The organism is Woeseia oceani, from assembly GCF_001677435.1.
GTDB lineage: Bacteria > Pseudomonadota > Gammaproteobacteria > Steroidobacterales > Woeseiaceae > Woeseia > Woeseia oceani.
This window is the reverse complement of sequence record NZ_CP016268.1, coordinates 1,374,009-1,389,643: the sequence shown is the minus strand read 5'-3', so window position 1 is coordinate 1,389,643 and position 15,635 is coordinate 1,374,009. Positions and strand designations below refer to the sequence as shown.

At 55.0% G+C, this 15,635-nt stretch carries 8 protein-coding genes; 1 reads left to right on the top strand and 7 read right to left on the bottom strand.

Annotated elements, in window-relative coordinates; genetic code table 11:
* Positions 1–77 precede the first annotated feature (77 nt).
* Positions 78–2,126, top strand: a complete 2,049-nt coding sequence (locus BA177_RS06075; RefSeq protein ID WP_068614201.1) for a TonB-dependent receptor — start codon at positions 78–80, stop codon at positions 2,124–2,126.
* Positions 2,127–2,260: 134 nt separating this feature from the next.
* Here BA177_RS06075 and BA177_RS06070 read toward each other — a convergent pair whose 3' ends face one another.
* The 7 genes from BA177_RS06070 to BA177_RS06040 form a co-directional block, all read right to left on the bottom strand.
* On the bottom strand, positions 2,261–2,965 hold the full coding sequence (locus BA177_RS06070) for a DUF3592 domain-containing protein (protein WP_197493359.1): 705 nt from the start codon (positions 2,963–2,965) through the stop codon (positions 2,261–2,263).
* Positions 2,966–3,595: 630 nt separating this feature from the next.
* Positions 3,596–4,312: a M48 family metallopeptidase gene (locus BA177_RS06065; RefSeq protein ID WP_068614195.1), complete on the bottom strand. Its 717-nt coding sequence runs from the start codon at positions 4,310–4,312 to the stop codon at positions 3,596–3,598.
* The gene (locus tag BA177_RS06060; RefSeq protein WP_068614191.1) at positions 4,309–7,422 is read right to left on the bottom strand and encodes a type I restriction endonuclease subunit R; all 3,114 of its coding nucleotides are present in this window, start codon (positions 7,420–7,422) and stop codon (positions 4,309–4,311) included. Before BA177_RS06060 ends, BA177_RS06065 begins: the two co-directional genes overlap by 4 nt.
* Positions 7,415–9,817 (bottom strand): DUF262 domain-containing protein, encoded by a 2,403-nt coding sequence (locus tag BA177_RS06055; protein ID WP_068614188.1) that lies wholly within the window; start codon positions 9,815–9,817, stop codon positions 7,415–7,417. Before BA177_RS06055 ends, BA177_RS06060 begins: the two co-directional genes overlap by 8 nt.
* Complete coding sequence (locus BA177_RS06050) at positions 9,814–11,613, bottom strand: DUF262 domain-containing protein (protein WP_068614186.1); 1,800 nt, start codon at positions 11,611–11,613, stop codon at positions 9,814–9,816. The genes BA177_RS06055 and BA177_RS06050 overlap by 4 nt, the downstream gene beginning before the upstream one ends.
* On the bottom strand, positions 11,610–12,878 hold the full coding sequence (locus BA177_RS06045; protein WP_082989906.1) for a restriction endonuclease subunit S: 1,269 nt from the start codon (positions 12,876–12,878) through the stop codon (positions 11,610–11,612). Before BA177_RS06045 ends, BA177_RS06050 begins: the two co-directional genes overlap by 4 nt.
* On the bottom strand, positions 12,869–15,607 hold the full coding sequence (locus tag BA177_RS06040) for an HsdM family class I SAM-dependent methyltransferase (RefSeq protein WP_068614183.1): 2,739 nt from the start codon (positions 15,605–15,607) through the stop codon (positions 12,869–12,871). Before BA177_RS06040 ends, BA177_RS06045 begins: the two co-directional genes overlap by 10 nt.
* Between the last annotated feature and the right edge of the window lie 28 nt (positions 15,608–15,635).

Sequence of the window (15,635 nt, the reverse complement as noted above, 5' to 3'; positions counted from 1 at the left end):
GTGGTAAAAGACGACTCGCACGCCAGCCGCAGGAACGCGATGGCCCCCCGATCAACAATTGCCCGAGAGTTGAAGCGATGATAGCCCGACCCACATTCCGCATTCCTGTCGTTCTGCTCACCTTGAGTACAAACGTCGCACTGGCGCAGAACGATGCGATAGACGAAGTCATTGTCGAGGGACGGAGCGAAACTCTGGTTGGCGAGGCACGTACCGCGTCGGAGGGTATTGTAGGACAAGTGGATCTCGAGCTACGCGCCTTGTTGCGGCCTGGCGATATCCTGGAGTCCATACCCGGCATGATAGTGACGCAACACAGCGGCTCGGGTAAATCCAATCAGATGTTCCTGCGCGGCTTCAATCTCGATCACGGCACCGACTTTGCCACATGGATCGACGGCATGCCGGTGAACATGCGGACCCACGGTCACGGCCAAGGGTACACCGACGTCAACTTCCTGATACCGGAAACCATCAAAACCCTTCGATTCGTCAAAGGCCCCTACCACGCAGAGCTTGGCGACTTCTCGTCCGCCGGCGGCACTCACGTGGAAACATTCGATAACCTGCAGGGTAGTCGCCTGAAGCTGGGAGTCGGCGACGACGGCTACCGTCGCGTGTTGGGAATGGGCGGACTCAATGCCAATGAAGTGAACCTGTTTGCTGCCATAGACGCCCATGTATTCGACGGTGCATGGACGGATATTGCAGAAGACGTGCGCAAGATCAGCGGGCTCGTGAAGCTCAGCGACGCTGGCCCGGCGAGTCAATGGGAACTCACCGCCATGTATTACGACAACAACTGGAATTCGGCAGACCAGATTCCGGCCCGGGCGGTGTTGCAGGGTCTTACCGACGAACGTGGCTCGCTCGATGACACCCTTGGCGGAGAATCTCGAAGAGCCAGTCTATCCGGCCAGTACAGGACGAATTGGGACATCGGCACTGCATCATTCAGTGCCTATGTCATCGACTACCGCATGCAGCTATGGTCCAACTTCACCTACCTCCTTGACGATCCTGTGAGTGGCGACCAGTTCGAACAACTCGATGACCGCACGGTGTGGGGTGGCAGCGGCCAGTTCCAGTGGTTTAGCGGTGATCTCGATCAGCTGGATCACCGCATCGGCATCGAACTGCGTTACGACGACATCGATGCCGTGGGCCTGTTCCATACCCGAGAGCGTGAACGCCTCGCAACCACCCGGGAAGACAGCGTGCAGGAAAAGAGCATTGGCTTGTTCTACGAACAGACCTGGCATTTCGCGGAAAGATGGCGAACTGTCATCGGCATGCGCGGCGACTTTTATGATTTCGACGTAGCCGCAAACAACCCCACCAACTCAGGTACAGAAACCGATTTCATGCTTAGCCCAAAAGGCAGCCTGATTTACGCGCTATCTGATTCAACCGAAACCTACCTGAGTGTTGGCCAGGGTTTTCATTCCAATGACGCACGTGGCACGACCATCACCGTGGACCCGGCAACGGGTGACCCGGCCGCTCAGGTTGATCCGCTCGTACGTTCCACCGGCGCGGAAATAGGTTTCAAGACCGTCTGGCAGGATAGCTGGAACAGTTCATTGGCACTTTGGCATCTCAAACTTGATTCGGAACTGTTGTTCGTCGGTGATGCCGGCACTACCGAAGCCAGTCGCCCCAGTACGCGTTGGGGAATTGAACTGAATAACCACTGGACGCTCAACGATATCTGGACAGCCGAAGCCGATTTCGCCTGGACGGACGCGGAGTTCGATGACGATATACCTGATGGCAAGGAAATACCCGGTGCCATTCCCTTTGTTGCCACCGCATCTCTGACTGCGCACGATCTCAGTGGCTGGTTCGGATCCATCCGGGTTCGCCATTTCTCGAGCTACCCACTGAGCGAAGACAGCCGGGAAGAATCCGATGGCTCGACAATCACCAGCCTGGCAATCGGTTGGCGCAACGAGACATGGAAAGTTCAGCTCGACGTTCTGAACGTATTTGATTCAAACGACCACGACATCGATTACTACTATGCCTCACGCCTGCCCGGTGAGCCCGCTGATGGCATCGAAGATATGCACTACAAGGTTTTCGAGCCGCGCCAGTTGAGAGCGTACGTGGAATACCGATTTTGACTGCAGCGAACGCTGTAAGAGTTTTTGCTCATCTCTGGCGTTTGCTGCAATCCCCAATGCGGCAGCCGAAGCTCAGGTAACCGTGGTATCGGCGATTTACCCGTCCTACAACGCATCGGATTGCGGGCACGCCGCTAGCGACTGCCGATATCCCCTTCCCATACACTCTTGAGGTGGCCTTGCCGGTCGGCAAACACCGTAATTGAAGCACCAACCGGTAACAGTTTTTCCAGCGGAGAAACAAGACTCCGGCCCTCATCTCCCGACTCATCGCGCCAGACCATATGGCCTTTTTCCTTCTTTTGACCTTCAATTTCGTGACTCGTCACCGTGGCCGTGCGCACCTCTCCGGTCTCACGCAAAGAGATGCACTCACGGGCGCGGGACACCGCAAAGAAGCCACCAGCGATACCGCCGAGGATCAGGCCGATGGAAGCGAATACAGCTACCCAGAATCCTTTGGTCAGTTTGCTGGGTTCGACGAAATTCGTTTGCGGATCAGAGGGCAGGTACAGCACCGCAATTTCTCCGTCTACGGCCTGCGCGTCAAAAAACGCCTCAGTCACACTCTGAATTCCCTGGATGTAGGAACCATCTGCCGTTTCAAAGCTATAACTCAACCGGTAGGTCTTACCTTTGTTATCGCGGCCAGACCGTTGTTCCGATTTATTTGTCACGAGCCCGACCGCTTCAACGCCTTCCACCGAAACGCGCGAGAAGGTGCTGTAACTGGACATCTTAATAGCGGCCAGCCCTAATCCTGCCACGATGAGTATCGCGTAAACCCAGCTTTGCTGAAGCATCAAGTAATCAGCCATTGAGCGTTTCTTATAATTCATTTGCATCCCTTTGATTCGACCGCAATAGCAGTCTGACTACGTGACGACGGCCGACTTTCACAAGCAGAGCGGGTAGAAACTCAACCGGCATCGACAACAGACTGGCGTTAGCTTCTTCAGATTCACGCGCCTGTTGGTCATTGGTTCTTAGTATGACCGATCTTGTGCTGCCTTTGCTTTCTCTTTGTAGAACAGTACATAACACCGGAACACAATTCCGACTGCCATGATTAAACACGACTAACACCGTGCTTCCTGCAGTAATTCTGCTTCCAATAGATTGGAAATAAGTCTCTCTATTTTTGTCGAACGCTCATGTTCCTGACTATTGCCAATACTATGAAAATCACGTCGCACCACGTGTTGCAAGCGCTGGTATTGGCCGGTGCTTCAAAAGTGAGGCGAGTCCGTCCTTCAAGTGTCTTGTTCACCCAAGAAGCCAGAGCAACGCTGAAGTGCCCTGAGAATATCCATTTGTGTGTAACCCCCTTTGCCAGGTCATCACGCTCAACCTGTCTTGCAAACGAAAATTCACCGCAATACGCTCGCTTGGTCATCTGAAACAGTAACGAACTGCAAAGTGTCACATACAGCCGACGTTGGCAGAAGTATATTAGGAAACTTCATGACCTACTCCCTCCATTCTTCTGCAGCCAAAGGCAGGTCATTAAGTTCCGCGCGGGCTTCCCGCCATGTTGGGATGTGCTCAGTAAGTAGCGAAATAAACCGATCACTATGCGTTGGCTCTGTCAGGTGGAGCATCTCATGGACGACAACGTATTCGACCAGATCCTTGGGCTTCTTCACGAGTTCGGTGTTTAACCTGATATGCCCAACCTTGTGATTGCAGCTCCCCCATTTGGTCTTCATCCGCTGGAGGAAATAGGCCGTTACCTGTACGCCGAGCTTCGGTTCCCATTTGCTGATCAGGGTAGGAATAAACTCATGCAAGAGCGACTTGTGCCATTCGTGGATAATTGAGGCCCGTTTAGCATGATCACTGCCCGGACGCACACTCAGCGTGATCCGTTTATGGTCGACTGTTACGGAAGGTTTGGTGTCGCGTTCGGTCACTGTCAGCAGATGCCGGCGGCCCCATAGATAATGACTTTCCCGTTCGATGAATTCCCTTGGTGTTTCGCGAGCCTGGCTGTGCAGCTTGGCCTGCTGTTCACGTATCCAGGTGAGCCTTGTGATGGCATAGGCACGGGCCACTTCAAGTCGTGTCTCTGTGGGGGCGGCTAACGTGACCCGACCTTCTGGTGGGTGAACGGAAAGATGGACGTTTTTGATGTCCTTTCGCGTCACCGCAATGGAAATGTCCCCTATTTGTATAGTCTCAGTCACGTGTAGCCCGGTTGGTTCTTGATAATTTCAAATATCGCCCGTGTTGCCTCACGATCCCGTTCTAAAATGGGATACAACGCATTCAGAACCTGCTTCTCACGAGTTTCGTCACCCCGCCAACCCGCAGGCGCCTTTTCGCGCATGGCCTGGTCGATTTTCAATGCGAGTGCGACCCGTTTCTGAATTTCCTCCGGTGGAGGTTCCATTACCTGATTGACGCCAGCCGCCGCGCCAAGAATCGAAGGCAAATTGTTATAGATTACGATCGCTTCACGTTTGCCAATCAGTTCAGCCGGGATACCCTCTTCAGCTTGTCCCTTGGCCATCTTTTTTACCAATGCTTCAGCTTTGCGGAGAAACTCTTCATAGGATTCCGTGTCATCGCGCTTTTGCTTGATGAGATCATCAAGCAGTTTCGACAATTCCTCGTAGAATCTGGGGTCGGTCAACTGATCACGAATGATAGTCTTGCGAACGTTGTTGATGATGCCCTCGGCAACAGCATTCTTTGAGAGTTTTCCTTTCTCGTTGAGCTTCTTGGCGATGGCGTCATGGATACCGGTCTCGATGATCAACTCAACCAGCGAATAGTTGTCCACCGCTCCCAGAGGGTCGGCAGGGTCGGCCTGGATATAGGTGTTGATGAGGTGACGCATGTCCGCCTCATAAGGCTTGATGTCAAGCTCTTCACCGGAGTGCTTCTTGATCGCAGCGCGAATCTCGCTGAAGTATTCGACCTCACTGTTCAGCGAGGTAATCTCGGCGGCGGAATACCCGGCTTCGTCTAGATCCTGAGAAATGGCGGCGAACGCCCGAACAAACGTGGCCACCGATTTGTAGAACGAAATACGCAGAGCTTCGGTGTCATTCAGCGCATTTGGGTCATTGGCGTCGCCGCAGAAGTAATGCAGATATTGCTCTACCTCACGCGGCGCAGGAACCGGCTCGCAGAGATATTTCAATGCTTCGCGCGCAGCGTCTAGCTTCGCCTTTCCCTCTTTCAACCAATCCTTGAGATGAACATTGTTGTCGCCGCCGTTCCCCCGATCGATATCCAACTCGTCTGAACTGTAAACCGCAATGGCCTGCTGCACGTCCCCAAAGAGCTCCTTGAAATCGACGATATGTCCATAATCCTTATCGTCTCCATCGAGACGGTTGGTGCGACAAATGGCCTGAAAGAGGTTGTGATCGTGCAGTTCGTTATCGAGATAGATATAGGAGCATGAGGGGGCGTCAAAACCGGTGAGCAGCTTGCTGACCACGATCAGCAATTTGCAGTTGGCAGGCTCTTCAATAAATCGCCGCTTGGTTTCATCCTCATACTGCTTGGTCGTCTGGCCGTTCTTCAGCACATGCTGGGTGTAGGTATCGAACTTGTAGCGCTCATCGCTGTTGGCGGGCTCTCTTGAGATTGCGTTATGGTTCGGCTCGTAAGAGGTGATGATGCCGCAGTACTGGCCGAAAGAAGTATTTCGAAACAGCCGGAAAAAGTGGCAGGCGTCATAGATGGAAGCTGCCACCAGAATGGCCGTTCCCCGATCATTGTTCAGGCGCGGTTTGAGGCCGAAATCTTCGATGATGCTGGCAATGATGCGTTGCTTGCGCTCTCCCGCGCTCATCAATTCTTCCATGGTTGCCCAGCGTTTGCGCAGCACCGCCTTCTGAAAGTTATTCAGGTTCTTGGTTTTTTGCTCAAACCAGGCGTCGATGGCTATCTGTGAGGTCAGGCGCTGCGGCACATTGCGGGCCTCGTACTTAAGGTCAAGAATTACGCCATCAGCTACACCTTGGTGAAACTTGTAGGTATGAATGTAGGTACCGAACACCTCGCGGGTGGTCTTCCTGTCTTTGCGCAGCAGCGGGGTACCGGTGAAGCCGATGAAGATGGCGTCTTGCATCCACCGCTTCATCTGTTTGTTCATATCGCCACCCTGGGTCCTGTGGCATTCATCGACAAAGATGTAAAAACGCCCATGAATCGGCGGCGGGTCGCTCTTGAGGTCTAGGTCAAATTTATGGATCAGCGCACAGAGCAGGCGCGGAGTGGTAGCTCCGAGTTTCTCGACAAATTGTGCCCGCGAGGTAATGCGCGGCGACGGTGCCTCTTCGCCGATCACCCCGGCGTTGCGCATCACGCCCACAATCTGCTTATCCAACTCGTCGCGATCGGTGATGACCAGGATTCGCGCATCGGGATCGTGCTCCATCAACCACTTGGCGATCAGCACCATGAGGATGCTTTTGCCGCTGCCTTGCGTATGCCAGATGACGCCACCCTCGCGCTGCCTGACTCTTTCCTGGGCGGCTTTCACGCCGAAATACTGGTGGGGCCTGGGCACCTTCTTCTGGCCTGCATCATAGATGATGAAGTTGCGGATCAGGTCCAGCAGCCGCTCTTTGCCGCACATCTGAGCCAACGGCTTGTCGAGTAATGTGCCGGGCTCCATTGCGCTGCCGCCTTCCTCATCTTTCCACTGGACGAAGAACTGCTCGGGGGTGCCGGTGGTGCCATAACGCAGCCCCTGGGAATCGCTGCCCGCAAAGACGAGCTGCACCGTGCTGAAGAAGCCAATGTTAAAGATCTCTTCCTGGTTGGTGATCAACTGACGAACGCCATCGGCCACTTCCACCGAGCTGCGCTTGAGTTCGATTACGCCGATGGCGATACCGTTGATGTACAAAACCAGATCGGGGCGTCGTTCATAGCCGCCCTTCAGGGTGACTTCCTCGGCCAGGGCAAAATCGTTTTCCTCCGGATGCTCCCAGTCGATAAGGTGTACATCCTCATGCTGCTGCCCCGGTGCCAGCAGCACCTTTACCGGGTAGCGCAACAGGTTATAGGTGCGCATGTTGGCCTGGTAGAGGGTGACGCCAGTGGTGTCGGCGGCGGTTTCCAGCTTTTGCAGGGCGGCGGAGATGTGGGCATCTGAATAACCGCGCTTCTTGAGGTTTGCCCTGAGATAGTCCGTCTCGATGGGTCGATTGTTGTCTCGTTTACTCCAATCGCCCAGATACTGATAGGCAAGACAGTCCGGCCGAGACGTATCGGTAAACAGGGCAACCACTCTATTCTGGGTCATCCGCTCAGGGCGAGGGTTCTCAGGCATTGTGGCCCTCCCCTTCGGTGAACTCGGTAAGGTATTTTCGTAATTCGTCAATGACGCTTCTGATATCGGAATATGCGCACTTTCTCTCCAGACGTAGCTCCGTGAGCGAGAACCCAGGTTTCCCGGCGAGAAAGTCAACGAAAGGGAGCCGGATCTCATCGCAGTCCAGACTGCAATACAGGACAAAGCCGTCAGTGCCACTTTCCAGCTCGAAGTAGGTCGCCGTGTCACCCGACCAAACAAAGCGGATACCTGGCTCAATCGCCGTTTCAGTTGCGAAATAGTATTCCGCCAGCTTAAGCGGACTCAGGCCGTCCATTGGCGCTTCAGTCCGAAGCTCCTCGTAGAGGCAAAATGTGAACAGCTCGGCATGAGCGCCGTTCATCTGCGAGCGCTTTAGTAGGTAGGTGGTCCCAAATTCATCCACACGAATCGAACTGCGCTTGCAGTAGTCAAAAACCGCTGGGCAACGAACTATCGCCTCCCGCCAAAGATCCAGATGCTCAGCCCCCTCGATGATCTCGTCGAGCTGGTCCGCTATGGGCTTCTCCGGCGACAGCCTGCTGAAGAGGCTCTTGAGAATGTTGCGCGCGGCAGTGGCGTGGCCGGAACCGCTGAGCAGCCGTTTCCAGCTCGCCTCTTCCGTCACGGAATTCACCAGAAAGGAACGGTTTCGGCCGCTTGGGAGAAGGTAGTCACCGAGACAGAGCATGGCTCTCTGCCAACGGTGTTCGTTTGAGTCGTTGAGGCCGTCTGCCGAGAACATTTGCTCCGCCAATTCAATGCACTGTGCAAGAGCCTCCTGAAAGGCGGCATGCTCCGAGGTTTTCCAATTGTCCGGTTCCGATTCGGCACTCCTGGCGGCGATGCCTGAGAAGTCCAACAAGAAGCCAATCTGGCCACGAAAATACCCATGAACTTCAGCGCGGTCCAATAGTGCCCGCCATTTATCGTTGGATAGAATGAGTTGTGCCTTCAGCTTCTCTTCTGCAATCTGCGTTTCACTGAACCCTGTCGCGGGTTTGTCGGCCAGAGAAAAATGGGGCAGTATGTCGTCGGAGTGTTCAAGCAGTCCCGCCAGTCCACGCGCACTGCGCTGGAAGTCGGCGGGACGGTTGTAGCCGGTGTTCACGGCCAGGTTCTGGATGACGCGCATCCATTCCTGGAAGGCCCCCTCATCGATGCTGTCCCGGTGCTCGACGATGAATTGCGCATAGGCCGTGAATTGAACAAGATCGGTGTAGGAGAGGTTCGCACCGTTGGTCACGATCTTTTTGAAGAGAGCCTTTTCACTCAGATAGCGACCATTGGGAAGCAGTCGGCATAGTTCACCGCCGTTGCCGCACCACGAGTCGAGCAGGCACACCAGGGTCCGTGTGAATTCTTCATCGAGCCAACTGCACGAGTGGAAGTCGGTGTACGAAGGGGGATTGTCACCCGTCCGCAGCATGGCAAAATCACGCAAGTTCTGCGGCGACTCAGGGCTGCGGGTGATCAGTGCAACGGCACGAAACACATTCATGAATGCGTCGTCGTACAGGTCGCTGCCCGGGTTGCGCTGTTTCCAGAAAAGGTCAGCCCAGGTGGTGTCCATGCGACGGGCGACATAGTCGGCTCCGTCGAAAGTTTGATCGCCTATCGAGAACGCTTCCCCTTGCAAATGGTTCACCACCTCCTGCTCGTAACGTGCCTTGAACGTCTCGAACGCGGTAAGAGGCTTTCCGCGCGCGTTCATTTTTATGTACAGATCGTCCGATAGACCGAAGTTCTCCAGGTCGAGAAGCTGAAAGGTGATCGCGGGTTGCTCTTCATCCAGCAGTCTCTCAAATAGGCCGCTCGATCCGCCAAACTTGGTATGGATGGCGTCCAACATGTGGAGGACAGCCTGGATCGTCGGATCAAGCCGCCAACTGCGGAAATACCATGGCTGGTCGGCGATCATGTCCGCCAGGCTCGTGATGTTCTGGGGGCTGGCATCGGGACGGTAGGCCACCAGTCCATCGAAGAACTCGTTGCTGCTGGGGCGCACACTGTATGCGAAACGGGAGTGTCCTTCTGAAAGAAACAGCTCCTCAAAGGCCGTCCACTGGTCGTCTTTCCACGCCAGGTACCAGTGCAGAAGGAAGAGCGTTGTGAGACGCTGCTGACCATCCAGTGGCAGGAAACGGGTTTGCTCGTCGCCCTCGACGCTGCCATAGATGAAGTCGAGATTGAGCGGCAGGCTCACGTCATCATTTGGCTTGTTCAGGGCATCCTTCAAGGTTCTGAGAAATTCCTCGCGTACCTCGATTTCCGCCGGACGCCCCTGCGCGTAATCGCGCTGGATCATAGGCACCCGGATTTGCTGGTGACGTTCCAGCAACTGCTTGTAGTTGATCTGGCTGCCAAAGCTCATTGGGCTCCCTCCATGATTCCGCAGAAGAAGTCCGCCAACACGTCGGCGATGGCCGAGAGGTAGCCGTTGCGGTCATCCTCACCCCAAAACATCACATTGTCTACCTGAGGGTTGTAGCACTTTAGAAACACATTCCGGGTACACAGAGGAACGAAGATGCCCGACTGATCCAGGTCCAGCAGGCGTTGTCGCTTCACGGCAAAGACGGCGTTCTTGTAGCTGCGGTTCGTGGATTCGTCGAGCAGCGTCAGGTTCGGGATGCCGTGTTCGGCTTCGCCGCCATTGGTCTCGCCGAAAAACTCGAGCACGCGCTCGTAGAGAGGGTCGAAGACCTGATTGGTGGCCTCGACCTGTGAGAGGTTCAGGAACCCGCGAATGTCTTCCCGCAGTTCCTCCTCGGCGTCTTTCGACTCCAGGTAGCCCAGGGAGTTCTCCAGCCAGCGTCTGCGGTCATGGTGACGCTCAGGCCGATCATCGGTTACGGAGCGGATATGCTCAATGTCCCAACGCTCGCTCTTGAAGCTGTCGAACTGAAAGCGCAGGTTCGATCGCCGGTTCTGCAGCAACGTCGCAAGATTGAAGAGGAGCAGCAGTGCCCTGATCTTGTCCCGGTGCGACAGATACGTGAGTTCCTCCAGGCGGTTTGCGACGCACTCACGAATGGCCTCGCGACCCGGCGGATCGGGCATCTCTTCACCGATAGCGCGTTCGAAGATCTCCTCGCGCAGATGCTGCACGAACGCGCTCTTGGTGCAGTCCACCGAGAGGGACTGGATATCAATGATGGACATTCCCTGGCTCACCAGGAAGCCGACCATGTGGTAGAGCACGCGATCCTCGAACCACTCTTCCAACAGCAGATACAGCTGCTTGATCTTGCGCCATTCGTCCTCTCGCCGTTTATCCTCTGCTGTCGTCCCGGGCGTATTCAATTTCTCGTTGAAGGTATAGAAGATTCCGTAGGCGTCGCCCTCCGCCCCCGGCAGCAGTCCGTCCGCCCGCGCCACAAGGTCGAAAAGGAAGCCGATGCGGTTCTCGCTCTTCCCGGGCTGGTTGCTCAGGAAGTACCAGAACGCGTCGGACTGGAGCGTCTTCTCCAAATGGTCCCACTCGTAGGCAATACGCAGTTGCAGGCTTGTGGCGTCCTTGTCGTCCGGACCAGAACGGCGCAGGAAGAGCGCCCGGATCAGCTCGTCGTTAGTCAGCGGTATCTTGCCGACGTTCAGGCGGGTGAAGGCCTCCACCGGGTTGTCCGAGTCCGCCAACTGAAACCAGATGACTTTGGTCTGGTTGAGCAGGGCATCCTTGATCTTCTCCACCTCGCTGTCCCGTTCCTCGAACCAGTCTTCGATGGTATCGATGGCGTGGTAGAGGTGATAGAAGTCCACATTGACGTTGGCGGCTTCTTCGCTTGGCTCATCCAGAAACGCATCCAGGCTTGGACGCGTCTTGTAGTCCAGCCGAAAGAGTGGCTGGCGATATCGCTCCGCAAGGCGTTCGTTGAAGTGCCGCATGATCAGAAGCAGTGTGGTCAGCCGTTGCTGGCCATCAACAACCTCGAAGTCGCCTTCATCCGAGCGCGCCTTGATGACAAGTGGCTGCAGGCAGTAGAACTCTTCCGGCTGCGGGTTGCGGCGCTGGGTGAACTCCCGGATGTCATCCAGGAGCTGTCTGACCTGCAGCGGCGACCACCGGAAGCCACGCTGGTAGTCAGGGATGAAAAAACGCCGGGCCTCGCCGGAATCATCGACACGGAGCTCGTCTACCGCCCTGAGATCTATCAGCTGATCGTTCATATCAACCTCGTCTTGCCGGTCAGCAGTTCCTGCATCATCGCTTGTTTGATGTCTCTGGTTTTGTTGCGGCGCTGTTCAAGTGCGGCAATTTCGGCGTCCATGTCCGAGAGGACGGTGGCGATGGCAGTTTGCTCGGGGAGGGATGGAAGGTGCAACGTGGCCTTGAGCAACGCGCTTTTTGACAAGTTATAGCGTGTCGATCCTTGAGCGAGCGACTTCATTATTTCACGCCCTTCATAGCTTCGAATGTAGTAAGCCATAAATAGGCCGTTAGCTTGCGTACCTTCATAAAATCGAAAGCCGAAGCAAAAGCTGTTCAAATAAAGATTGGGAATATCAACATCCATTAATGCACACATGGCGACTTCTTCAGGGGTTTCCGATGAACCGTTGAATAATAGATCGCCACACTTAATTCGATTTTGCAGTTCACTTTGTGCAACCTTGACCCGGTCGAAGGTGCTGCAATCGATGACCACATTGGTCATAACGTTGAGAAACGTCACGTAGTAGGCTGATCCAACGCCAAAGTCCGCCTTGGTCTTTCCCGTTAAGCCGCCGTAGGTCACGCCAAGCTCAGCCAACCGCTTCACCTCCCAGGCCTCCTCAAACCCCGGCAGACGGGTCTCGCCAGTGATGAGTTGCTGCATGGCGGCCTGTTTGAGGTCGCGCTTCTTGGCGATCAGCCGGTCCAGGCCATCCAGTAGGGCATCCACATCACTCAAGACAGTAGCGATGGCTCGTTGTTCGGGGAGCGGTGGAACAAGGATATGCAACTTCAATAAATCACGAGTGTATATGGCAGCGACACTCGTTGTTCCGGTGGCCAGCCCACGGAGGCGGGAAACAGCGCTCTTGGTGTTTAGTGAGTAGCTTGCGTACTCATTTGAACAAATTTGTTCGGGATCGAATTCCAGCCGCAAGAGGTTTGAGTTGTAGTAGGCGACAGGAAGCTCATCCCTCCAAATGGCAACCTTGCCAACCAGGTCCAGCGTATTCCGAGTATTAAACAGAACATCGCCATAAACGAGGCGGTGTACTGGTTCCGGTGTGACGCCGGCTTCAATGAACTGCACTTTTGAAAGATCAAAGTATCCACGTGCAAGATTGCCCATCTTCATCAACGGAAGTTCTGCCTCCGCGTCTTGGTTCGCGTAATTTCCTCCCAGCCGTCCTTTGCTGATGACAGAACCAAGAGATCTCACCCCCCAATCATCCGGAATCAAACCAACCTCGGTCTGTTTATATCCCGGCTTTAGTTCCATACCGCCCCCATCCGCTTGAGGTGCTCATCGACGCGGGCCGACAAGTCCGTCACTTCGTCCACCAATTTCGGTAGCGGCGTGTCGTATCGCTCAGCAAGCTGACGAATGCGGGTGGTGAGTGTCTGTGAGACGCGATCCAGTTCACTCTGTAGGGCAATGGCAATCGTGGCCAGCCACTTGTCATCCACGACCAGGGTCTTGATCTCGTCCACGCTGAGCTGCGGGTATTTGTCATAGGCAAGCTGGTCCAACGCAGCATCCGCTTCCTTGACCTTGCGCTTGAGTGCGCTTTGCTCGTCGAGCAGGTTCAGGTAACGAACCGTGGCATGCAGATCGACAAGATTCTCCGGCAGAGGGTCGGCCTTGAGTCTCTTCTGGTATTGCTTCTCTACCTTGGCGAGAAGCTCAGACGCTTGTTTGGTTGCAGCCTTCTGGGATTTATCCGCTTCGAGATAACTCGTCAGTGTCGCGCTCTCCTTCGGATCGCTGGTCGCGGCCAGTCGATCCTTGACCGCCTTGAGGGTCAGGTTGCCTTTGTTGTTCTTCAGCGCAGAAATAAAGTGGTGATCGGTGAGAATGCGGATCTGCGCAGCGTGTTCCTCGGCTTGATCCATGAGGGCGCTGTAAGCGCGACTTGCGGTTTTGTCTTCCTCATTCCATACAGCGACGAGCACCTGGGTGTAAGCCTCCAGGGCGTCACCCTTGTTGGAAACATCTTTCAGCGCACCTTCTTCTCCGCCGTACTCTTCGGCTAATTCGGTGAGGCTGGCGCTAACAGCATCCAGTTCGGCTTGAAGAGCATCCAGCTCGGCCTGCTCCTTAGCAAAATAGCGAGCGACCATATAAGGCTTGGGGATCAGGTCGCAGGCCCAGCCCTTGTCTTTCATCTCGCCCTTTTTCTTACCGCTCTTGACCTCTTCCATAACGCGGTGGGTCTTAGCCACCCAGCCGTCGGCGGCGATCAGGTAGCAATCGTCCTGCATGGCTTCAGCCCAGTAGTCCATGAGGTGCTGGTAGATGTCATAGGCGTCGAGCAGCGGGGCATTACGGAAACTCGTCAGCAAGTCTTCGGCAATGGTCTCAATCAGCGCCTTGGGGTGTCCTTCTTTGTTAAAGCCTTTCAGGGCTGGCGTGTTGGTGGTGCGCCACTGCTCAAAGATTTGGGAAACCGTGGCCTTGAAAGTGGCAAATTCGCTGTGGTCAAGAATGCCTGACTTCACTTTCGCAATGGGTAACCTCAGCCTGGAATAACCGGGGCGGCCCGCACTTTCGAAGAGTGCCTGCCGAACGCCGGGAATCACCTGCCAATATTTGTCCAGCGCATCGATATCCCGATCCGGGATACCACCGCGCAGGTGGCCGTCAATATCCTGAATGTCTTCGGGTTCAGTGCTGTCAATGTAGCGCGGCAGATTGAGGTTGTAGGCGTTCCTGGGATCGGCGATCTCGTCGAAGGGCACCATGCGGGCATAACGAGGTGTGTCGGTCTGCTTGGTAAAGGTATCGACAATTTTATGGATATCCTGCTCGCGCAGACGGTTCTTGTTGCCATCCTTGATGAAGCCTTTGGAGGCGTCGATCATGAATACGCCCTTGCGAGCCGGAGCATTTTCCTTGTCGAGCACCAGGATGCAGGCGGGGATACCGGTGCCATAAAACAGGTTGGCAGGCAGCCCGATAATTCCTTTCAGATACCCGGAACGCACCAGACGCTTACGGATAACCGCCTCGGCATTGCCACGAAACAGCACGCCGTGCGGCAGAATGCAGGCTGCCTTGCCAGCACTCTTCATCGAGCGGATGATGTGCAGCAAGTACGCATAATCGCCTTGCTTGGCTGGCGGCTCGCCCCATTCAAAGCGCTGGTATGGATCAGCCGAGGGCGTGAGTCCGGTGCTCCAGGTTTTGTCCGAAAACGGTGGATTGGCGACGACGAAGTCGTAGGTCCGTAAGCTCTCGCCATCTTTGAACTTGGGAGAGGCGAGCGTGTTGCCATTGAGGATGTTGGCCGTCGGGAAGTCGTGCAGGATCATGTTCATGCGGGCAAGACCAGCAGTGGTCACGTCCTTTTCCTGCCCCTCAAGGGTGATGTGTTTGCCTGCCTCGGCAGCCACCTTCAAGAGCAACGATCCCGATCCACAGGTCGGGTCATAAGCCGTGGTGGACGCAACCGCATTCTGCGGTGAAATACCGATGACCTTCGCGATGATGCGGCTGACCTCGGAAGGCGTATAGAATTGACCTTTGCTTTTGCCGCTTTCAGAAGCAAAGTGCCGCATCAGGTATTCGTAGGCATCGCCCAGAATATCGTCGTGATCGGCACGGTTTTTTGAGAAATTCAGCTCAGGCTTTTGGAAGATGCTCACCAGATTGGTGAGTCTGTCCACCATCGCCTTACCCTCACCGAGTTTGTTCGGATCGTTAAAATCGGGAAAGTCACTGCGGGCCAGGCGGGCATTGTTGTCGATCAATGGCTGAATAATCTGCGTATTAATCTTGTCGCCGATATCGCTCTTGCCCTTGAGCCTGACCATGTCCTTGAAGCTGGCCCCTGCCGGTATGGTGACCGGCGGCGCAAAGTCATCGGAATCGGCGTATTTGTCGGAGATGTACTTGATGAACAGCATGAACAGGACATAGTCCTTGTACTGGCTGGCATCCATCCCGCCGCGCAATTCATCGCAACTCGCCCAAAGTGATGAGTAAAGCTCAGATTTCTTGATCGCCATCGATATCAATTTCCATTTTCAATGTGTC

Excerpts from the sequence above, each read along its gene's own strand:
- BA177_RS06070 (WP_197493359.1), bottom strand. The coding sequence starts at position 2,965 with ATGAATTATAAGAAACGCTCAATGGCTGATTACTTGATGCTTCAGCAA.
- BA177_RS06050 (WP_068614186.1), bottom strand. The coding sequence starts at position 11,613 with ATGAACGATCAGCTGATAGATCTCAGGGCGGTAGACGAGCTCCGTGTC.
- BA177_RS06075 (WP_068614201.1), top strand. The coding sequence starts at position 78 with ATGATAGCCCGACCCACATTCCGCATTCCTGTCGTTCTGCTCACCTTG.
- BA177_RS06040 (WP_068614183.1), bottom strand. The coding sequence starts at position 15,607 with ATGGCGATCAAGAAATCTGAGCTTTACTCATCACTTTGGGCGAGTTGC.
- BA177_RS06055 (WP_068614188.1), bottom strand. The coding sequence starts at position 9,817 with ATGAGCTTTGGCAGCCAGATCAACTACAAGCAGTTGCTGGAACGTCAC.
- BA177_RS06045 (WP_082989906.1), bottom strand. The coding sequence starts at position 12,878 with ATGGAACTAAAGCCGGGATATAAACAGACCGAGGTTGGTTTGATTCCG.
- BA177_RS06060 (WP_068614191.1), bottom strand. The coding sequence starts at position 7,422 with ATGCCTGAGAACCCTCGCCCTGAGCGGATGACCCAGAATAGAGTGGTT.